Source organism: Pandoraea sp. NPDC090278, assembly GCF_044772185.1.
Classification (GTDB): domain Bacteria; phylum Pseudomonadota; class Gammaproteobacteria; order Burkholderiales; family Burkholderiaceae; genus Pandoraea.
The window spans coordinates 153158-173976 of record NZ_JBIVYJ010000002.1 but is presented as its reverse complement, the minus strand read 5'-3'; the positions used below and the strand labels follow the sequence as shown (position 1 = coordinate 173976).

The following is a 20819-nucleotide window of genomic DNA, read 5'->3' as shown; positions in this document are numbered from 1 at the left end:
CCCGTTTCGTTACACGTACGCGTCGTCGCCGCGGCCGCCGATCATGATGGCGCCCTGATCGGCCAGGCGCCGCACGACTTGCAGCACCTTCTTCTGTTCGGCTTCGACTTCCGAGACACGGACCGGTCCGCGCGATTCGAGGTCTTCGCGCAACAGCTCGGCCGCACGGGCCGACATGTTCTTGAAGAACTTCTCGCGCAGCTCGGACGGTGCGCCCTTGAGTGCGATGATGAGCGACTCGGACTCGATTTCCTTGAGCAGCACCTGAATGCTGCGGTCTTCCACGTCGAGCAGGTTTTCGAACACGAACATCTCTTCGACGATCTTCGCCGCGAGGTCCGAGTCGTAGTTGCGCACGGCTTCGATGACCGATTCTTCGTGCACGCCGCCCAGATAGTTGAGGATTTCCGCCGCGGTACGCACGCCGCCCATCGGGCTGCGCTTGATGTTTTCGCTGCCCGAGAGCAGTTTGGTCAGCACGTCGTTCAGTTCGCGCAGTGCGGCGGGCTGAATGCCGTCGAGCGTGGCGATACGCAGCACCACGTCGTTACGCAGACGTTCCGTGAAGAGCGCGAGGACTTCCGACGCCTGATCGCGGTCGAGGTGCACCAGAATCGTTGCAATGATCTGCGGGTGCTCGTGGCGGATCAGTTCGGCCACGGCGGTCGAATCCATCCACTTCAGGCCTTCGATACCGCTGGTGTCGCCGCCCTGCAGAATGCGTTCGATCAGGCCTGCGGCCTTGTCGTTACCCAGCGCCTTGTTGAGCACCGAGCGAATGTATTCGGACGAATCGAGCGACAGCGCCGAGTGCTGTTCCGCTTCGAGCACGAAGTCCTGCAGCACGTCGGCGATCTGATCGCGCGTGACTTGCCGAAGCTGAGCCATCGCTGCGCCGAGCTTCTGCACTTCACGCGGCGCGAGGTACTTGAAGACCTCCGCCGCTTCATCTTCGCCCAGCGACATCAGGAGGATGGCGCTGCGTTGGAGTCCCTCAGCCGCGCTCATCGCCACCACCCACCCATGCTTTGACTACCGTTGCCACGATCTTCGGATCCTGTCGCGCCACCTGACGCGCGTACTGCAAGTTACGTTCGTAAGCGCTGAGTTCGCCGCGCTTGCCAGCTTCGCCGTCTGCGCCTTCGCCTTCACCGCCGTCGGCACCTGCTGCGCCTGCCATCGTCGGCTCGGCCGGCGGCGGCGGGGTCAGGTGCTTACGGATGGCCGGACGAATCACGCCGAACCACAGATAGAGACCGATCAGACCGATCAGCACCCACTTGCCGACTTGCTTGGCCAGTTCGATGTTCTGACGCTGACGCCACCACGGCAGGTTCGCTTCCGGATCTTCTTCGACCGTGAACGCGCTGTTCACGATGTTGATCGTGTCGCCGCGCTGGCCGGAGAAGCCGATGGCTTCCTTCGACAGATTCTGGATCTGGTCGAGTTGGGCTTGCGTGAGCGCCACCATCGCGGGCTTGCCCTTGGCATCCGTGCCCGGACGGTAGTTCACGACAATCGCCGCCGACAGGCGCTTGAGGCCGCCCGTCGCCTGCTGCACGTGACGAATCGTGCGGTCGACTTCGTAGTTGGTCGTGGCGTCCTTGCGGTCGCTGCGCGGGCCTTGCGGGGCGCTGGCGGCGCTTGCCGGGTTGGCACCTTGCTGGGCGAACTGCTGTTGTTGCTGCTGCTGCGTGATCGGCGCGGTGGCCTGACCCGGCGGCTGGTTCGACAGTGCACCCGGCACACCACCGGCGGCGTTCGCACCGATCTGCGAGGCTTCGCTGCTTTGCTGGCTGCGAACGGCTTGCTCGCCCGCGTTCGGCTTGTAGTTCTCGGACGTCTGCTCGACCTGATTGAAGTCGACGTCTGCCGTCACTTGCGCGTGGACGTTGCCCGGCCCGACGATCGGGTTCAGGATCGCCTCGATGCGGCGTGCGTAGGACTGTTCGAGTTCGCGGACGTACTTGAGCTGGCTGGCGTCCAGACCCAGCGCATTACCGCTTTGGGCGGAGAGCAGATTGCCGTTCTGGTCGAGCACCGTCACGTTCTTGACGGGCAGTTCCGGCACGCTCGACGCCACCATGTGCACGATGGCGCTCACTTGCGCGTCGTCGAGCACGCGGCCCGGGTAGAGCGTGACCAGCACCGAGGCGCTCGGCTTTTGCTGTTCGCGCACGAATACGGAAGGCTTCGGGATCGCGAGGTGCACGCGGGCCGCCGACACGGCGGAGAGCGATTCGACCGAGCGCGCCAGTTCGCCTTCGAGGGCGCGCTGGTAATTGACCTGTTCGGCGAACTGGCTGATACCGAACTTTTGGTTGTCCATCAGTTCGAAGCCGACCAGACCGCCCTTGGGCAGGCCTTGGGAGGCCAGACGCAGACGCACGTCGTGCACCTGTTCGGACGGCACCAGAATGGCCCCGCCACCCTCGGCGAACTTGTACGGCACGTTCATCTGCTGGAGCGACGTGATGATGGCGCCGCCGTCACGATCGCTCAGGTTGCTGTACAGCACCTTGTAATCGGGGGCACGGCTCCACAGGAAGACGGCGATCAGCAATGCGACGATGGCCGCGCCGCCGATGAGCAACGGCAGGCGCTCACGCGAGCGTAGCTGCGCGAGCAGGGGCGGCTTGGCGGCGACGTCAGCCGTCTGGGTGGCAGCGTTCATGCGCGGCTCCACGCCAGGGGCGTTGTGATGACGGTCATCGCGGTGGAAGTGCTCACTAACATGCGACAGAATTCTCCGGGTACGCGTGGCATCGGGCACACATCCTCAAGTCGCTAAGGATTGGAAAGAAACTTGGTACAGGTGCGCACGATGCCGATGGTCCTGATTATTCGTTGGCGAATGTGGAATCGTTCTGAGGATTAGGCGGGTCTTTCCCCGTTAATTAAGCTATTGAGGGCTTGCCAAGGGGTGGTAAGCTCCGACGTGACTGATAAAAGGCAATCCGGTGTGAGCCGCGGGTGTTTCGCGGGGTGCCGGGTTGTTGTATCGACGCATCGACATAAGCAAGGACAAGCAAAATGGCCATTCCGGGGATCGAATCGGTACTGCAAAAGCTGGGCGGCGTCGCGTCGCAGGCGGCAGGCTCGATCATGGGCACGTCCAGTGTCGGCGTGGGTTCCGCGTCGAAGTCGGGCGGTTTCGCGTCCGAGCTTGAGGCATCGCTTAAGCGCGTGTCGGCATCGCAGAACGGTGCCGAAGCGCAGGCCAAAGCCTTCGAAATGGGCGAGCCGGGCGTGGCGCTGAACGACGTGATGGTCGACCTGCAAAAAGCCAACATCGGCTTCCAGATGAGCCTGCAAGTGCGCAACAAGCTCGTTTCGGCCTACACAACCGTGATGAATATGCAGGTTTGATGGCTGGCTAAATGGCTGTTGAGAAGGCCCCGTCTTTGACGGGGCTTTTTTGTTTCACGTTAGGACCCGAAAGCCGATTTCATACTGGCTCGGCCTCGACCGTGTTTGGCATGATTCGCTTCAGAAACTCGTGGAAGCGAGGTACGGTGAACGCCGCGTCCCCAAGCGGGGCGGTGTAGAGCATGCCCTTTGTGACGAGATCGTTGCGAACGGGTTCGAGAAGCTCTGAAGGTAGCCCCATCGCCTTCGCGACGCGGCGTGAGTCGTGAGGCCCCTCACCGAGTTCTGCCATCGCACGCAGGTAGCTTCGCTCCGGCTGCGTCAGCCGTTCAAAGCGAAATCCATAAAAACCGTCATCTAATGCAGCGATGGCGGCATCCGAGACGTTATCGACATGATCGGGTGTGATCGGGCTCACGCTTGCCGCCCGCCACGTGAGCTTTCCCCACTGTTGCAGGAAGTATGGGTAGGCCCCCGACTGTTCGACGATGGCGTCAAGTGCGGCTGGCTGAATCGTGACACCCGCCTGCGCGGCAGGCTCGGTGATCGCATCTCGAGCGGCTTCCAGCGTAAGCGGTCCAAGGCGATGGACATCGAACATCCGCTCGGCGTAGGACTTGGCGTCGCCAATGTGCTTGATCATTGGTGGAAGGCCTGCGCCGATAAGAATGACCGGCAGCTGAAGCTGGGTGCATCGATGGAGCGCGTAAAGCAGCGAAGACAATTCATGCTGCGGCATCCCTTGAAACTCGTCGATGAAGATCGCGAGTACCGTGTGTGCGGCGCGTGCTGCACGCCCCGCTTCAACCAACAATGCGCAAAGATCCAACTCCAGATCGCCACAGTCGGCCAGTCCGGGCTCCGGAGGGTAATCCATCCCAACTTCGATATCGCCGAACGATACTTTCAGTCCTATCACGAAGCCCGCAAGTGCTCGCAGCCCCCGAGTGACGGCTTCTTTTGCGCTCTGCATTCTGTTCATGCGAAGCAAAGCTACGCGTAGCGCCGGAGCGAGTGACGCAGGCAACGATTTGAATTCCGGCGCTTCGAGCCGAAGCGTAATCGAGTCACGTTGCTCGGCCTCGTACAGCAACCGTTCAAGCAAAACGGTCTTGCCAACGCCGCGAAGTCCGACGAGCAGTTGACCATTGGCATGGCGCCCGATACGAAGGCGTTCGATACAAATACGAACTTCCTCGCGGATGTCATCGCGACCGGTCAAGGCGGGCGGGGCTGCGCCAGCGCCGGGATTAAAGGGGCTTAAGATGCCGTCCATTGTGATGGGCTCCAAAAAAGCGGTAAGCGAAGCGTTTTGTTCGGCTGTAGCGCCGTGGCACTCCAGACGATCGGGATCACTCGTGATTGCCCTCGATCAGGTTTCTGGTCGCTTCCTCGACCTCGTCGTTAGCAATCCACTCCGTGTCGGGGGCATCCGCCTCGCGGACGGCTTCCTGAATTGCCTGCAAGACCCAGTTGTCGTAGTCCGCCGCGCGTAACGCGGAAGGATTCGGGATCACGGAGAATTCGGTGATGCCCAAGGCGAGAAGAAAATCTGAGACGTCGCTCAATGTCGCAAAGGCTCTTGCGGCAGTCGATGTCGTATCCGCCAGCAGTCGAATCTCATCGTCGACGATGACTTCGATTCGCCAGAACTCCGCCTCCGATACCGCAAACACGCCGGACTTCCCTGTGGTAATCCAATCGAGAAATGCGTCGTGCGAAAGCGTCGGCATAGGCGGGGACATGAAATGTGAGGCGCAAGGCATTGCGCCGGACCGATGAGCGTCGGGAAAAGCGATGAGTTGCATAGTCTTCGGTCAAGAAAGCGGTCTGTAGAGACGGGCGTTCCGCGTGAACACCCGAAGACTCATGCTATTGACCTGTGCAAACGACGTGATGGGCGTGTCGAATCCCGACGCGTCGGAAACGTCAAATACCTCGGAAAATCAAGCGAGTAGCGCGCACTCGCATGGAGTGCAATTCGGACGCTTCACGCCACACACGCATCAAACGTGCATGGCGTGACCTAGCGCTTGCGGTGTCAGGCGGACGGGGGTGAGGCGGGGAGTGAAGGCGGGTTTTCGGCGGATGCGTCGGCCGGGACTTCCGGGGGCAGGATGCCCGGAGGGAGCGGAGGCGGTTTGCCGCCGCGTCCGGCTTCCAGCTTGTAGAGCCATGCCAGCAGTTCGGCGACTGCCTGATAAAGCTGTGCGGGAATTCGCTGGTCGAGGTCGACCTGCATCAGCAGACTCACCAGCTCCGGCGACTCGTGCACGTACAGGCCATGCTCGCGTGCCGTGCGCACGATGGTCTCGGCCAGCAGGCCGTAACCCTTCGCGACGACTCGCGGGGCCGAATCCTTCGCGCCGTAGGCGAGCGCGACCGCAGTGCGGCGTTCCGGTGGCAACGTCATGCTTCACCTCCGGTTTGCGGCGGGGTATCCGTCACGGGTACGGGCAGTTCTGCGACTTCAACATCGGTGGATGGCACGCCGGACCCACCGGACACAGTGGTATTCCCCTGCGCCGCTACCTCACCCGCATCGTCCAACGCACCGAACGACAACTGACTCGCGATCAGGCCGACGGCCGCCAGTCGGTGGCGTAGGTCTTCGCCTTCGTTCGACAGCACGTCTGTCGACGCCGTCGAGTCAGTGAGCAAGCGTGCCTGCAACTGCTGACCAGACAAGCCCAGCGTGACGTCGATGGTCCCCAGCGACGGCAGTGTCAGACGCAAATGCGTATGCCATGTCGACGGCGCAGCGGCTTCGCCCGGCGCTTGCTGTCCGGGACGCTCTTCGACGCGCCACTCCATCGGCGCACCGGGCCACGCCATGCCGTTCCACTGAAACTGCGGATTGACCAGCATGTCGAGTTGCTGACGGACCAGCGTCACACTCTCGGCAGGTGTATTCGCGACGGCCGCAATCGCGCCCGCCGCACCGTGCTGTTGCGCGTTCGCCGACGTACCGCTGGCCGCTAGCGCAGCGTCGCCGCCGTCATGTCCCGTCGGGAGCACGCTGCTTGTCGTATGCGCCACGCTTGCGGCATGCGCAAGCGCGGTCGCGGTGTTCGGAAGATTCGCACTTGTGCGCAGTCCACCGTCGCCGGTATCGCCCTGAGCGGTCGGTGTGCCGGTGCCGGGCTGTCCCGGCGTGGGATTCGGTGTGGCCGACGGCAGGGTCGAAGCCAAGGCGGACGGACTCAACGTCGGCCAGCCAGTCGCCAATGCAGCCTCGCCACCCGCCGGGCCGAGCAAGCGCGTCAGCGGCCCGGGCCCGGGCAACGTGGCATCCGCACCGGCGGCTCGCAACTGCGCCGCAAGATTGGCGGACGCTGGCCAGCGCAACTGTGGCTCGGCCTGCAACTGCTCGAACGAGCGGCTGCCCGAGGCCCATTGCGACAGGTGCGATTCGTAGAAAAGCCCACTCGCCGACAACGCTTCCTTCAGCGCGGCGGCGACCAGCGGTGCCAGCGCCGGAGCGCCTGTGCCGGGCGCCGCAGGCCACACCGGCGCGCTCGCCTGCACGGGGCCGGGCGAGTCGGGGGCGAGACGCAGAATGGTGTCGATGGTGCGCGCAGCGGCTGACAACGTTGCCTGCTGAACCGGCGTGGGAACACGCGCCCCCGTCTGCGAGGTCGCATTGCCCAACGCAACGGCAGTGGGTGAGGTCTTGGTGGCGAGGTCGCCGAGGGCGGAGGTGGCGTCGCCCGTCGGCTGAGAGCCTGCGACGGCATTGGGCGCGGTCGTGGAAGACACCCCCACGCCGAGTAAAGTGTCGAGCCGCCGTGCGAGTGTCGTGGCCAGAACCGAGTCGAGACCGGCCATGCCTTACTCCGAGATGCGGGCGGTGACGCGCGGTCGCGCGTCAGGCGCCCAGGTTCAGGCCGTAGACTTCGTGCAGGGCACGTTGACGGCGCGTGCTGTTGATCATGGCGTCCAGGTGCGCCAGATGGGGCACCGCGAGATCGCGAATGGCGGCATCGTCGGCCAGAATGCGGCGGATGATGGCGTGCTTGCGCGTGCGCTCGTCGTCGGACAACGGCAGATCGGCGTCGAGCTGCTTGATCGAGTCGACCTGTGCACGATACTGCGTCTCGAGATCGATCAGGGCATCCCAGTCGCCATCGCGCGCCACACCGAGCATGCGCTCCGTGAGACCGGCAATACTTTCGTAGCAGTTCAGCAAAGTCGTGGCTTCATTCATAGCGCACTCCGGTGCCCGCCTGAGCGGCGGGGGCACCCGTGCCAGTGTTCGGTGCGATCGCTCGCCAGGCCGATGCAATTGTCTCGAGCAGGGTGTCGACTTCTTGAATCTTGGCCACGTCGTTCTCGAGGTTGGCTTCGAGAAGACGTCGCCCCATGTAGTCGTAGAGATCACGCAAATTGCGTGACAGTTCCCCGCCGACTTCCATATTCAAACCATCGCGCAGACCGCCGATGATCTCGATGGCTTTCGAGATGGCTTGCCCGCGCTCGACGATATGGCCAGCTTCGAAGTGAATGCGGGCTTTGGTGAGCGCAGCCTTGGCACCGTCGAACAGCATCACGATGAGCTGGTGCGGGCTCGCGGCGACGACGCCAGTTTCGAGCCCGACTTTGCGATACGCATTGGCGGCGTTCTGACCGTACATGACTCTTTGCCCCGCTTACTTCGAAGACGACGAAGACGAACCACCGAGCACCTGCTTGAGGTAGTCGCTGGTGTTCTGGAGCTTGGCCATCGTCGCGTCGAGTGCCGTGAACTGAGCCAGATAACGGTTCTGCATCTGCGTCATCTGGTCTTGCCAGTCGGTTTCCTGCTGCTTGATCTGCTTGATCGACGTGTTCAGGTTGTTCGTCGCGCTCGTCACCGCGCCCTTGGCGCTCAGGAAGTCGCCGACCTGCGTGTTCAGCAGCGATGCGAAGCCCTGCGAGAAGCCGATGTTGCCGCGATTGCCCGTGGCCGTGCCCGACACCGTGATCTTGAGGCCGTCGATCGGGGTGCCCGCAGCACCGGTGAGCGTCTGACCGCTACCCACTGCGGTGAAACCGCCAATGGTGCCGACGACATCTTTACCGGTCGTCGTGTTGTTGCCGTTGAACAGCTGGTTGTACGCCGAGCCGCCCGTCACGATCACTTTCGATGCCGAGCCGTAACGGTTTGACGTGATCGTCAGAATGCCGTTGTTCGACGCCACCGACACGCCCGACTGCGCGGTGGTGAACTTGCTGTTGCCATTGATCGCGGACTGAATCGCGGAGGCCAGCTTGTCTTGCGTGTAGGTGCCCGGCGGAATCAGCACGCTGGCGATGTTGCCGTCGAGCGAGATCTGGAGTTCGTTGCTGCCTGCGGCAATCGTCGTCGTCGCGCCCAACGTGATTGAGCCGGTCGTCGTGCCTTGCGTTGCCGCTTGCGAGATGTTGATGCCGTACTGACCCGGCTGTGTCGCGTTCGTCGAGCTGGTGAAGCTCACCAGACTGTCGGTCGTCTGACCGTTGGTCGCGAACAGCGAAGCCAGCGCGTTGAAGCCGTTCGTCGTGTTCATCGCCTTGTTCAGGGCGGTGGTGTCGACGGACAGCGTGCCGTCCTTGTTGAAGCCCACGCCAACCTGTGCGAGCGATGCGAGGCCCGTCGAGCCGACGCCCGGCAACTTGCCGTTCAGAATCTGGGTCAGACGGTTCTGCACGAGCTGAACCGTCGAGTCGCCGATCAGCGGACCGTTGTTCGCGCCGTTGCCGGCCGAGTCGAACGCGGTCAGCTTGCCGATCGTCGATTGCAGTGTGTTGTAGGCGGTCGCGAACGACTGCACGGCTTGCGTGACGGCCGCCGTGTTGCGGCTGGTCGTGACGGTCGTCGAGCCGATCTTCGTCAGATTGAGCGTGACGCCCGTGATCGACTTGGTCACGGTGTTCGTGGCGCTGGTGACAGCCAGACCGTTGACGGTCAGGAGCGCGTTCTGCGCGGCGCTCGTCTGCGTGAGGTTCTGCGTGCCGGTCGGATCGTTGGCCAGCAGGTTCGTGACCGCGGTGTCGCCGCCAGCGGCCACATCGACCTTCATGCTCATGTTCTCGCCCGTCGTCTTGGAAGTCAGCACAAGACGATAAGGCGTGCCGCTGCCGTCGTTGACGATCGTTGCCACGGCGTCGCCGTTCTGGGCGTTGATCGCGTCGCGGATACCGGTCAGCGAGTTGTTGGTGCTGTCGATCGTGAAGTTGATCGGCGTGGAGCTGGCGTTGGCGGCGAAACTCGCGCCCGTGTACGTGCCGTTGGTCAGCGTGCCGCCCGAGATCGTGCCAAGGGTAATCGTCACCTTGGTCGACGTACCCGCGCCGATCGTGCTCGTCTGGCTCGAAAAGCCGCTCGTGGTCAGGCTCTGTGCTTGCGCGAGCTGCGTGACGCCGACCGTGTACTGGCTGACGTTGGCCGTCGAATCGGCGGTGGCCGACAGGATCGTATTGTCACCCACGGCTGCCGCGACTTGCAGGAACTGCGAGGCGCTGGAGAGCGTGGTGAGCGAGGACTGGAATGCGGACAGCGCCGATTGCAACTGACCGATGGCGGAAAGCTTCGTGTTGTACGCCGCTTCCTGGTTTTGCAACAGAGTGAGCTTGTTATTGGCAGGGGTCATCAAGCTCTTGACGAGTGCATTGACGTCCAGGCCTGACCCAATCCCTGGGGAGGAAATAGTGCCCGGTCCGTTAGAAGTTGCCATGATGTGCTCTCACTCCGTTGAATTGATCGTTACCACCCGGACCACCAGAAAACACGAGGGTCCGTAAAACACACGCGGCGGCGGCACCGTTTCGCAGTGACGCCGCCGTCGACCCGGCGAGCTTGCGCTCACCGGGTGTGCCAAGCACTACTCCGGTATTACTGGAGGAGCTTGAGCACTTGCTGCGGCAGCTGGTTAGCTTGCGACAGCATCGAGATACCAGCTTGTTGCAGGATCTGCGAGCGGGTCATGTTAGCCGTTTCCGCTGCGTAGTCCGTGTCCTGAACGCCCGAACGTGCCGAGGTCAGGTTTTGCGTCGTTGCCGACAGGTTGCTCACAGCCGACTGGAAGCGGTTTTGGATTGCGCCCAGCGTTGCGTTGAACGAGTCAGCCGTGCCGACGGCGGCGTCGATCTGTGCGACCAGCTTGGTAGCCGAGTCAACCGTCAGCGCGTTAGCCGTTGCCAGGCTGCCGCTCACTGCCGAGCTGCCTGCTGCCACGCCGATTTGCGTCAGCTTGGCGGCCGTGCCACCGACCGTGAAGTTCTGGCTCGACACCAGGTTCAGCTTGCCGGTCGAGTCGACGAACGCCGTCACGCCGCTGCCGCTGGCGCTGATGGCGTCAGCCAGTTCGCCCACGGTCTTGAACGTGCCGGTGATCGACGTAGCCGTCGTGGAGCCTGCGGCTTGCAGCGTCAGGTCGTTGCCCGTCAGGGTCAGCGGAGCCAGGGCCGTCTTCACGCCCGTGGTCGAAGCCGTACCCGGAACAGCCGGCGGGCCACCTGCGGCAGCGGCCACGTTGGTCGGGATCGTCACGCCGGTCACGCCGGTCTGAGCCATCGTGATGGCCGTGGCGGTCGAGTTGGTGAAGTCGATTTCACCCGTCGTCGCGTTGGCGGCGGCGATGTTCGAACCTGCGGCGGTGTTGATCGCGGCGGCCAGGTCGGCTGCCGTGTTGTACGTGCCGTTGGCAACTGCCGTGCCACCGACCTTGATCGAGTTGGCAGCGTCGAGCGTGATCGAACCGAACTTGGCGGCCGTCGTAGCCGTTGCCAGAGCAACGCCACCGATCGAGCCAGCGCCCATGTTTTGGCTCAGCGAAACCGAGATCGACTGACCAGCGTTAGCGCCAACTTGGAAGTTCGCTGCGCCCATCGTGCCGTTGAGCACCGACAGACCGTTGAACTGCGTTTGTTGTGCCGTGCGGGTGATTTCCGACAGACGTTGCTGAACTTCCTGGTCGATTGCAGCGCGGTCCGAAGCCGAGTTCGTGGCGTTCGTGGCTTGCACTGCCAGCGTACGGATACGTTGCAGGTTGTCCGAGATCGACGTCAGGCCGCCAGCAGCGGTCTGCACCAGCGAGATGCCGTCGTTGGCATTGCGCTGAGCTTGCGTCAGACCGTTGATCTGCGACGTCATACGGTCGGTAATGGCCAGACCGGCGGCATCGTCAGCGGCGCTGTTGATGCGCAGACCCGACGACAGACGCGTGATCGACGTTTGCAGGCTGGATTGCGACGTACTCAGGTTACGCTGAGCAATCGTCGAGAAGATATTGGTATTGATGACAGATGCCATTTAGCAACTCCTTTCCCAAAATTTTTTGGCTCCGGCTTAAGTGCCGTAACTTTGGCTCACCAGCCAATTGCCGAAAGCCGCCGTTGTAAGGGATATCGGACGGCCATTGGGAAAATTTAGGGTGGATTTGCAAAATGCTTTGCCAGCCCCCATCGACGTGCCAGGCCGATGTCGGAAAAACGCTAGTAGGCCAGTCTACAAAATTCCTCCACGATTGATCCGTCAAGGAAAGGGGCAATGTGCCGCCTATTCATGCCCTGTAAGGCTCGGAGAGGTGGCGACACGCTGACGGCCGTCGGCGATTCCCGATGGCGTGGTCGGTAATTCTCAACCGGCGGCAACCCCGGCCCGTGGGCGAAAAAAATTTTCTCGTCACCGTGAAAATTCCTCTAAAGCGCGTACATCGACCGTCGAGTGCGACCCCGGAAATGGAAGTGGCCCGCTGTCGCGGGCCACGAAGTGAGTACTTAGTTCTGGGGATTCCTGGCGAAATCTGGCAGGAATTGTGGTGACGCTGTCGTGCCCCGCGCCGTGATCAGGCGCAGACCGGCCCCATCTCCGCACTGACCAGGCCGTGCTGCATGACGTAATAGGTCAGCTCGGCGTTGTTATTCAGACGCATCTTCTCTAGTAGACGCGTGCGGTACACGCTCACGGTCTTGACCGAGAGGGACAGCGCGTTGGCGATGTCGGTGAGGCGCTTGCCCGAGCCGATCATGCACAGCGTCTGGTATTCGCGATCCGACAGGCGTTCGTGCGGCGGCTGATCGGCGTCCGGTCCGAGATAGTCGGCGAGCGTTTCGGCGACCATCGGGCTCACGTACTTGCGGCCCGCGGCCACTTGTCGCACGGCCGAGACCAGTTGCTGAGCGTTCGAGCGTTTGCTCAGGTAACCGGCGGCGCCCGCCTTGAGCGCGCGCAGCGCGAACTGACCTTCGCCGTACATGCTGAAGATCATGATCGGCAGACGCGGATGTTTGCGTCGCAGGGTCTTGAGAATCTCCAGACCGTTAGTGTCGGGCAGCGAGATATCTAGTAGGACGATGTCCCACTGGGCTGCGTCTGTCATCTCCAGCGCTTCTGCGCCGCAGTCGGCTTCGCCAATGACGGCGATGCTTCCGCTATCGGAGAGCAATTGCCGGACGCCCTGGCGCACGATGGCGTGGTCGTCGACGATGAGCACTCTAAGCGTCATGATGCGTATCCGTGAAGAGCAAGCGATTCCGGGCCGTGCTGGCCGGTCGGGGCAGGCAGGATCTGATGCCAGGGAAGCCGTGCGCTGACGAGCGTCCCCGATCCTTGAACACTGCCGATACGTAGCGTGCCGCCGAGCGCCGTACAGCGCTCGCGCATGCCAACTAATCCGAAATGTTCCTGCTTGCGACGCGCGCCGCGGGCCAGCCCGCAACCGTCGTCGGAAATCGTGAGTTTGAGTGAACCGTGGCTGCCATCGAGCGCCACGACCACGCGCGTGGCGCGGGCATGACGAGCAACGTTGGTCAGCGCTTCCTGAGCGATGCGATACAACGCCAGCACCGCGTCGGGAGTAAGGTTCGCAACGCGCTCGCGCGTCACGTCGTCGCAGCGCCAGATGCACGTGAGACCGCTTTGCTCGCCAAAGCCGCGCAGCCAGGCACGCAGCGAAGTGACGAGACCTGCGTCGAGCGCAGGCGGGCGATTGCGTCCGACGAGTTCGTCGGCCGCGTCTTGTGCAGCGTTCGCTACGTTCTGAATCTGGGTGCAGAAGGATTGCCACTCGGCGGCGTCTGCGGGCGCGCGCGTCGCAAGACGTGCGACGACCAGTTGCAGTGCCGTAAGGTGAGCGCCGAGCCCGTCGTGCATTTCCTGCGCAAGTCGCGTGCGCTCGGCTTCGCGTGCTGCGTCGATCTTGCGTGCGACCGTCTGCGGCGTCGTGGCGCGCGTGTGCAACGCGTCGTCAATCGACACGCGATGTCTCGCAGCCTGTGCGGCAGGATCGACGAGAAACGGCATGGAGGCAAATCCCTGAGAGAAAAAGTCCCGTGCCGCAACCCACGCGGCGAGACCCACAATCAATTTAACAAACTTTACATTTCGTCACAATTACACGCGGCGGGCACCCGCATGGTTGACAGCGATGCGTAACTATTTGATTTGGATCAAGAAATTTTCGCTTGCTTGAGGGGATTTCTGCGAAGACCCTGAATATATCAGGGTTTGTCCTAGCGTATCCACTCGAGCGTATGTTTCAAACGACATTCTCGGTCCAAAACGGTCATAACGCCTGAATTGACGACGTCATTTCATACGATTGTTATTTTCTTTCAGATGAGAGCGCGGGTATACCACGTGCTCCATCGGTGAACCGCCTCGCGTGGCGCTCCTCATAAGACGTTGCTTTCGGTCTCCGAATCTAAGGGGAGCGTCACGCTGACGATCAGTCCGATGCCATCCGTGCCTGGCGACAGGGTCACCGTGCCATGGCTGGCCGCCACGATTTCCTTCACGATGGCCAGCCCCAGACCCGTGCCGGGCTGACCCGGCGGCGCGTTGCGGTAGAAACGTTCGAATACGCGCTGACGTGCTTCGGCCTGAATGCCGGGTCCATCGTCGATGACGCGCAGGCGGGCGGTGCTGTCCGGACAGTCGATCGCGACGGTCACGCGTCCACCCTCGTGGATATAGCGGATCGCATTGTCGACAAGATTCATGACCATCGCATGAAACAGCTCGCCATTCCCCGAAACCCACACACTCGCATCCAACGTTTCCAGCCCGAGATCGATGTTGCGTCGCTGTGCCAGCCCGACCAGTTCTTCCAGCACCCCGGCGGCGACCGCTACCAGGTCCACCCGCGAACGCGAGAACGCGGGCGTGTCCGCCGCCTCGGCCTGCGAGAGCAGCAACAGCTTGTTTGTCAGATCGGCGAGGCCCCGGCTGCTCGTCTGCATGGCGGCCAGCACGTCGGCCAGCGCGGTGCGGTCGTCGAGCTGCGCGGCGAACTGCAACTGCGTGTCGAGCAGCGTGAGCGGCGTGCGTAACTGGTGGGCGGCATCGGCGACGAAGCGACGCTGCTGCTGCGCCTGTGCGGAGAGCCGCTGAATACACAGGTTGATGGCGTCGACGATGGGTCGCAGTTCCGTTTGCAGTTGCCCGGCGCGAATCGGCACCAGTTCTTGTGGCGCGCGTCCGGCCACTTCGTCCTTGAGCCGGATGAGCGGATGCAACTCGACCGTCAACCCGATGAGCACCAGCACGGCGGCCAGCGCGGCCATGGCGATCTGCCGGTGCAGCGAAGGCTTCCACAACTGCGCGAGCATCTCGTCGCGCGCATGCATCGTCTCGGCGACGACCACCGCTACGCGATGCGGCTGGCCGGAGTCGTACATCGTACGCACGAAACTGATGGCGCGCAGCGGCTCGCCGTTCACTGTGACGTTCGAATAAGTGGGGACTGTCGACGGAAACAGTGGCGGATGCGGAAAGTCGGGCGGTCCGGCGAGCAGCTTTCCGTCTTCGGTGATCACCTGATAGAACACCCGGTCACGCGCGGGCGACGCGAATAACTCCAGTGCCGAAGGCGGAACCGTTGCACGCAGTGCACCATCCACCCAGGTCAGCTCGCCCGCAATGACCTGCGCCGAGGTGAGCAACGCGCGGTCCTGCACGAGTTCGGCGGTGTCGTGTGCGCTGCGATAAGCCTGCCAGCCGGTCGCCACGATGTAGAGCGAGAGCGGCAGCATCAGCCACATCAGCAGCCGGACGCGCAGACTAAGCATCTTTCTCGCGCAGCAGATAACCGAGACCGCGCAGGGTCATGATGGCCGCCCGGCTCGTTTCGAGTTTCTTGCGAAGCCGGTGAATGTAGATCTCGATGGCATCGGCGCTGGGTTCGTCGTCCAGTCCGAACACGCCGTCGACCAGTGCGCTCTTCGCCACGGTCTTGCCCTGCTTGCGCATGAGGATCTCAAGCACGGCGTGTTCGCGCGACGGCAACGCCAGCGGCGCACCCGCAATCGTGAATTGCCGTGTGCCGGCGTGATAGCTCAGATCGGCGCACACGAGATCGGCGCTTTGCTCGGGTGCGTGGCGACGCGCCAGCGCCTTCACGCGGGCGATCAGTTCGCGCACTTCGAAGGGTTTGACGAGATAGTCGTCGGCCCCGGCCCCGAGGCAGTCGACTTTCTCGTCGACCGATCCGCTGGCCGTCAGGATGATGACGGGCACGTTGTTGCGCCGCTCGCGCAGCCGCCGCAAGACATGCTTGCCGCCGAGCTTGGGCAGCATCAGATCGAGCAGCACCACATCGTACGTTTCCGTTTGCAGCAGACGGTCGGCGGCGTCGCCATCGCGCGCGGCGTCGACAGTGAAGTTGTCGTCGCGCAGCATGCGGGCGAGCCAGTGGGCCAGAGTCTCGTTGTCTTCGATCAGCAGCAGTTTCATGACGGCGAATGCAGAATGCGACGGCGAGTGTGTCCGTGGAACGCGGGCGCGCCAACAGCGGGTAAACACCCATGAGCATTGGGCGAAAACCTGCAGGGGGCGAAAGCTTGATGAAAGCTTCGGTTTTCTACAATTTGCTCCAAGGCAGAGGATACGCATCAGTGGACCGCTGCCCGGGCCCAGTGACAGAGATATCACGACGGGCCGGCCGGTACCGCAATCGGTTCGGGCCATTATCCCTAAAAACGATGGAGACACCACAATGCGAGCAAGCCTTGGCGTGCGTGCGCCGAAAGCCTTCATGAAACCCCTTCTCGCCGCCGTTTTCGGCGTGTCGATGGCGCTGGCCGCCGCACCGGGTTTCGCTGCCGATAGCGGCAAGATCACGATCATGGTCGGTGGCATCACCAAGATGGTCTACCTGCCTGCCAAGCTTGCCGAGCAGCTCGGCTACTTCAAGGAAGAAGGCCTGAACGTCGAATTGCTGTCGCAACCGGCCGGTGTCGACGCTGAAAACGAATTGCTCGCCGGTGCCGTGCAGGCCGTCGTCGGCTTCTACGATCACTCGATCGATTTGCAGAGCAAGGGCAAGGAGATCCAGGCCATCGTCGTGTTCGGTCAGGTGCCGGGCGAAGTGGAACTGGTCAACGCCAAGAGCAAAGACACCATCAAGAGCATGGCCGACGTGAAGGGCAAGACCCTCGGCGTGACCGGTCTGGGCTCGTCGACGAACTTCCTCACGCAGTATCTGGCCGCCAAACACGGCCTGACCTCGGCGCAGTACTCGGTGCTGCCGGTGGGCGCGGACAACACGTTCATCGCGGCCATCAAGCAAAACCGTATCGACGCTGGCATGACCACCGAGCCGACCGCCTCGCAACTGCTCAAGACCGGTGATGCTGCCGTGCTCGTCGACATGCGCACGATGGAAGGCACCGTCGCAGCACTGGGCGGCGCTTACCCGGCATCGAGCCTGTACGTGCAGCGCGCGTGGCTCGACAAGCACAAGCCGGAAGCCACGAAGTTGGCCCGCGCCTTCGTGAAGACGCTCAAGTTCATCAACACGCACTCGGCGGCCGAGATCGCGGACAAGATGCCGAAGGACTACTACGGCAACAACAAGGCGCTGTACGTACAGGCCTTGCAGAACTCGCTGCCGATGTACTCGCCGGACGGCCGCATGCCGAAGGACGGTCCGGAGACCGTGCTGAAGGTGCTCGCCGCGTTCAATCCGAACGTCAAGGGCAAGCACATCGATCTGTCGAAGACGTACACCAACGAGTTCGTCGATCAGGCCAAGTAAGTCTGTTCGTGCCGACTTGCATCGGTTGACCCTGTAGTACCGGCGCGCGGTCCCCACGACGCGCAGCCCTTACCCGTAAAACGCCAAGCCGTCCGCACCCGACCCATGTCCGGTGTGCGGGCCGGCTCAGCCCTAGCAAACGCAATACACGGTTTATCACCGTTCCGACGTTATTCAGGAGCCGGGCATGACCCAGACCATTACCCCCACGGCACCGGCGCGCGCGGCAAGCGCCGTGTCACGCGACACGCCCGCCATCGAGTTCGACAATGTGTCGTGCCGCTTCATCTCGCCGGACGGCAAAGCCACCATTGCGTTGCGCAACTTCAGCATGTCGGTGGCGCGCGGCGAATTCGTCGCCATCGTCGGCCCGACCGGCTGCGGCAAGTCGACCACGCTGTCGATGATCACCGGCCTGCTGCGTCCGACCGCGGGCAGCGTGCGTGTGATGGGCCAGCCGGTCAACGGCATCGACCCGCGCATCGGCTTCGTCTTCCAGAACGACGCGGTTTTCCCGTGGCGCAGCGTGCGCGATAACGTGGCCGCCGGGCCGCTGTTTCGCGGTCAGTCGAAAGATGCCGCTTATGCGCAGGCCGACGAATGGATCAAGCGCGTCGGGCTCGACAAGTTCGGCGGCCACTATCCGCACCAGCTCTCGGGCGGGATGCGCAAGCGTGTGGCGCTCGCGCAGACGTTCATCAACAACCCCGAAATCCTGTTGATGGACGAACCGTTCTCCGCGCTCGACATGCAAACGCGCACGCTCATGCAGGACGAGCTGCTGCAACTGTGGTCGTCGACGTCGGGCTCGGTGGTGTTCGTCACGCACGATCTCGAAGAGGCAATTGCGCTGGCCGACCGGGTGTTCGTGCTTACGGCGCGCCCGGCGACGTTGAAGAACACGTACACGATCGATCTGCCGCGTCCGCGCGTGATGTCCGAGATTCGCTACGAACAGCGCTTCATCGACATCTCCCGCGAGATCTGGGCGGATCTGCGTGAAGAAGTGAAGATCGGTTGAGTGGCACGGAGGATATGAACATGACTGAACAAGCTATGCAGGCGGCGATGCCCGCCGGACTCGGCGACGCCGATCTGGCACGCGAAGAAGCCATCGCGCAACGCCGTATCAAGCAACGTCGCGCGCTGGTGGTGTTTCTGCGCGTGGCGATTCTGGTGGTCGGGCTGGGCGGCTGGGAACTGGCGGCACGCATCGGCTGGATCGATCCGTTCTTCTTCTCGCAGCCGACGCTGATCGTGCAGCAGATCTACGACTGGTGCGTGGAAGGTACGTCGCAGGGGCCGCTGTGGACGCAGGTGCTCGTCACGCTCGAAGAGACCGTGCTGGGCTTTCTGATTGGCGGCGTGGCGGGTGTGATCTGCGGCATCGTGCTCGGTCGCAACAAGCTGCTCTCGGATGTGTTCAGTCTCTACATCCAGATTGCCAACTCGATTCCGCGTGTGGTGCTCGGCTCGATCTTCGTGATCGCGTTCGGTCTGGGCATGGCGTCGAAAGTGGCGCTCGCTGTGGTGATGGTGTTCTTCGTGGTGTTCGCGAACGCCTTCCAGGGCGTACGTGAGGCCGATCGCTACATGATTGCGAATGCGCAGATTCTCGGCGCGTCGCGCCGTCAGGTGACGATGTCGGTGGTGATTCCGTCGGCGCTGTCGTGGATTCTCGCGAGCTTGCACGTGAGCTTCGGCTTCGCCCTCGTGGGTGCGGTCGTCGGCGAATTCCTCGGGTCGAAGCAGGGCATCGGTCTGCTGATCTCGACTGCGCAGGGCGCATTCAACGCCAGCGGCGTGTTTGCGGCGATGATCGTGCTGGCCGTGGTCGCGCTGGGGGCGGACTGGTTGCTGACGTCGCTCGAGAAGCGATTGCTGAAGTGGCGTCCGGCGGCGTTCTCTAACGAGTAATCTTCGCGTCCGGTAAAAAGCAAAGCGGCGTCACTTCTGCAAGTGACGCCGCTTTTCCTTTGGAGACGCTGACGACCGTAGCGCGTCAGATCTTCAGCTTGGTGACCTTCGTCCCTTCGATGTTCAGGTTGGCCATGAGACCGGCGTTGGTCATCACGATCACTTCCACCGGCGAGGTCGCGGTGTTGAGGTCGACAGCACCGTTCGCACCGATCTTCACGACAGCCACCGAGGCGTCGGCACCGGCCGTCCAGCCGTCCGTACGCTGGAATTTGTCGAGTGCGTCCTGCGTCATGAACAGGAAGATGACGGCCTTCGATTGCGCGCCGATCTGAAGACCGAACGACGCCGTGACCGTGTTGTAGTAACCCTGCGTCTTGCCGCCCACGCGCAGCGCGCCTTCGCCGTATTCGCCACCCACCACGAAACCGGCTTGCAGCACCGACGGGAAGACGAGCACGCCGCGCGCCTTGCTCACCAGTTCGCGCGAGCCTTTCACCGAGGCGTACATCTTGTCGAGTGCACCGTTCACCGAAGCGTCGATCTCCTGACGCTTGCTGGCGTTGGCAGACGGTGAGCTGTCGCTCTGGCTGGACTGCGTCGGGGTAGTTGTCGTGCAGCCCGCAAGCGCAAAGGCGGCAGCGGCGACGACGACGGAAGTTTTCATCAGGAATTCGCGTTTTTGCATTTTCTCCCTCCGGAAAGCGTGCGCCGTGCGCAAAGCGTAGCGGCGTGGATGTGGATTAAACGTCAGGCCGATGGGGACGCGCCTTTCGGCGCCGATCCCCGCAGCATTGAAGCGGGTGATGAGGACGATCGTTTGGCATCCGACGGATGCCGATGGTGACAGTTGATCGGCCAGAGAGCGTAGCGTGATATCCGTTTCACCGTGTCGCGAAGGCGGAAATCAATGCATCGGCGTGACGTCGATTATGCGGTCTCTGTCGGTATTGTCAAGAAAATAGCGCGATAAGTTCCGCTAACGTGTTGCCATCTTCCGCTAACTTGTAGGTGTCCGCCTACGTGCACTCGCGCATGTATTGCTCTTTGAGCGCTTTGCGCGGGTTTGTGCGTGTAGGAATGTCGACGCGATTGCCTGCGGGCGAATCGACGCGCTGATCGCGGGTGTACACCGGCTTGTCCGGCGTATTGGCGATCTTGTCGGCGAGCGACTTGCAGTAGTCGCGTTTGGTCGGGGCGGCAGCGGCGGAAGACGCCTCCTGTGCAGCGGCCTGATTGCGGGCAGCTTGCGAGCATTGCTCCGGCGGTAACGCGCGGCCGACGCTGTCGAAGCACACCGGCGTTTGCGCAAAGGCAAAGCCGCTCGCGCCGAGCAACAGGGACGCGGCAGTGATCTTCAGCAGGCGGTGGATCGATCGGACGGACGACGGTGCATCGTCAAACTCGGCAGTGCCAACGATTATCGATGCACGGTGTGTTGCAGGGGAAGCGGTGCTCAGGAACATCGGGGACAGCGTGGCGGTGCGGCGTGGCATCGACATTCTCCTCAATGAGTCCCGCTTGGGCAGCGGGTGC

Annotated in this window: 20 protein-coding genes; 4 read left to right on the top strand and 16 right to left on the bottom strand. The window is 62.6% G+C overall.

All coding sequences use genetic code 11. The annotated features are described in order from the left end of the window. Positions 1-9: 9 nt before the first annotated feature. Both fliG and fliF read right to left on the bottom strand, forming a co-directional pair. On the bottom strand, positions 10-1008 hold the full coding sequence (gene fliG, locus ACIQWO_RS09185) for a flagellar motor switch protein FliG (RefSeq protein WP_039393995.1): 999 nt from the start codon (positions 1006-1008) through the stop codon (positions 10-12). Further along, on the bottom strand, positions 995-2674 hold the full coding sequence (gene fliF / locus ACIQWO_RS09180) for a flagellar basal-body MS-ring/collar protein FliF (RefSeq protein WP_402822308.1): 1680 nt from the start codon (positions 2672-2674) through the stop codon (positions 995-997). The genes fliG and fliF overlap by 14 nt, the downstream gene beginning before the upstream one ends. Before the next feature lie 359 nt (positions 2675-3033). Between fliF and fliE the strand changes: the two genes are divergently transcribed. Next, entirely contained in the window at positions 3034-3369 is a 336-nt protein-coding gene (gene fliE, locus ACIQWO_RS09175) for a flagellar hook-basal body complex protein FliE (protein WP_402822305.1), read from the top strand. A gap of 79 nt (positions 3370-3448) precedes the next feature. Here the strand turns inward: fliE and ACIQWO_RS09170 are convergent, their stop codons facing one another. The 12 genes from ACIQWO_RS09170 to ACIQWO_RS09115 all read right to left on the bottom strand — a co-directional run bounded on the left by ACIQWO_RS09170 (position 3449) and on the right by ACIQWO_RS09115 (position 16063). Then, complete coding sequence (locus ACIQWO_RS09170; protein WP_402822302.1) at positions 3449-4645, bottom strand: AAA family ATPase; 1197 nt, start codon at positions 4643-4645, stop codon at positions 3449-3451. Between the two features lie 76 nt (positions 4646-4721). Further along, the gene (locus tag ACIQWO_RS09165) at positions 4722-5177 is read right to left on the bottom strand and encodes a hypothetical protein (protein ID WP_402822299.1); all 456 of its coding nucleotides are present in this window, start codon (positions 5175-5177) and stop codon (positions 4722-4724) included. 233 nt (positions 5178-5410) lie between these two features. Further along, positions 5411-5782, bottom strand: a complete 372-nt coding sequence (locus tag ACIQWO_RS09160; protein WP_402822296.1) for an EscU/YscU/HrcU family type III secretion system export apparatus switch protein — start codon at positions 5780-5782, stop codon at positions 5411-5413. Then, positions 5779-7197 (bottom strand): flagellar hook-length control protein FliK, encoded by a 1419-nt coding sequence (locus ACIQWO_RS09155; RefSeq protein WP_402822293.1) that lies wholly within the window; start codon positions 7195-7197, stop codon positions 5779-5781. The genes ACIQWO_RS09160 and ACIQWO_RS09155 overlap by 4 nt, the downstream gene beginning before the upstream one ends. 40 nt (positions 7198-7237) lie before the next feature. Further along, on the bottom strand, positions 7238-7576 hold the full coding sequence (locus ACIQWO_RS09150) for a flagellar protein FliT (RefSeq protein WP_150578041.1): 339 nt from the start codon (positions 7574-7576) through the stop codon (positions 7238-7240). Next, positions 7569-8003, bottom strand: a complete 435-nt coding sequence (fliS, locus tag ACIQWO_RS09145; protein ID WP_150738181.1) for a flagellar export chaperone FliS — start codon at positions 8001-8003, stop codon at positions 7569-7571. Before fliS ends, ACIQWO_RS09150 begins: the two co-directional genes overlap by 8 nt. Before the next feature lie 15 nt (positions 8004-8018). Continuing rightward, a complete protein-coding gene (gene fliD, locus ACIQWO_RS09140) occupies positions 8019-10064 on the bottom strand; it encodes a flagellar filament capping protein FliD (protein ID WP_402822286.1) in 2046 nt (681 codons plus the stop codon). 158 nt (positions 10065-10222) lie between these two features. Next, on the bottom strand, positions 10223-11641 hold the full coding sequence (locus ACIQWO_RS09135; RefSeq protein WP_402822283.1) for a flagellin: 1419 nt from the start codon (positions 11639-11641) through the stop codon (positions 10223-10225). Between the two features lie 535 nt (positions 11642-12176). Then, positions 12177-12836: a response regulator transcription factor gene (locus ACIQWO_RS09130; protein WP_010807699.1), complete on the bottom strand. Its 660-nt coding sequence runs from the start codon at positions 12834-12836 to the stop codon at positions 12177-12179. Continuing rightward, positions 12833-13633: a sensor histidine kinase gene (locus ACIQWO_RS09125; protein ID WP_402822280.1), complete on the bottom strand. Its 801-nt coding sequence runs from the start codon at positions 13631-13633 to the stop codon at positions 12833-12835. Before ACIQWO_RS09125 ends, ACIQWO_RS09130 begins: the two co-directional genes overlap by 4 nt. 371 nt (positions 13634-14004) lie before the next feature. Then, a complete protein-coding gene (locus tag ACIQWO_RS09120; RefSeq protein WP_402822277.1) occupies positions 14005-15399 on the bottom strand; it encodes a sensor histidine kinase in 1395 nt (464 codons plus the stop codon). Further along, on the bottom strand, positions 15392-16063 hold the full coding sequence (locus tag ACIQWO_RS09115; protein WP_046290162.1) for a response regulator transcription factor: 672 nt from the start codon (positions 16061-16063) through the stop codon (positions 15392-15394). Before ACIQWO_RS09115 ends, ACIQWO_RS09120 begins: the two co-directional genes overlap by 8 nt. A gap of 301 nt (positions 16064-16364) precedes the next feature. Here ACIQWO_RS09115 and ACIQWO_RS09110 point away from each other — a divergent pair, with 301 nt between their 5' ends. From ACIQWO_RS09110 to ACIQWO_RS09100, 3 genes are all read left to right on the top strand, one after another. After that, positions 16365-17366 (top strand): ABC transporter substrate-binding protein, encoded by a 1002-nt coding sequence (locus ACIQWO_RS09110; RefSeq protein WP_402822272.1) that lies wholly within the window; start codon positions 16365-16367, stop codon positions 17364-17366. 187 nt (positions 17367-17553) lie between these two features. Next, complete coding sequence (locus tag ACIQWO_RS09105; RefSeq protein WP_233327268.1) at positions 17554-18387, top strand: ABC transporter ATP-binding protein; 834 nt, start codon at positions 17554-17556, stop codon at positions 18385-18387. 14 nt (positions 18388-18401) lie between these two features. Next, a complete protein-coding gene (locus ACIQWO_RS09100; RefSeq protein WP_402822268.1) occupies positions 18402-19283 on the top strand; it encodes an ABC transporter permease in 882 nt (293 codons plus the stop codon). Between the two features lie 85 nt (positions 19284-19368). Here the strand turns inward: ACIQWO_RS09100 and ACIQWO_RS09095 are convergent, their stop codons facing one another. Both ACIQWO_RS09095 and ACIQWO_RS09090 read right to left on the bottom strand, forming a co-directional pair. Continuing rightward, on the bottom strand, positions 19369-19971 hold the full coding sequence (locus ACIQWO_RS09095; RefSeq protein WP_402822265.1) for a YSC84-related protein: 603 nt from the start codon (positions 19969-19971) through the stop codon (positions 19369-19371). A 331-nt stretch (positions 19972-20302) separates the two neighbouring features. After that, the gene (locus ACIQWO_RS09090; protein WP_402822262.1) at positions 20303-20779 is read right to left on the bottom strand and encodes a hypothetical protein; all 477 of its coding nucleotides are present in this window, start codon (positions 20777-20779) and stop codon (positions 20303-20305) included. Positions 20780-20819: the final 40 nt, after the last annotated feature.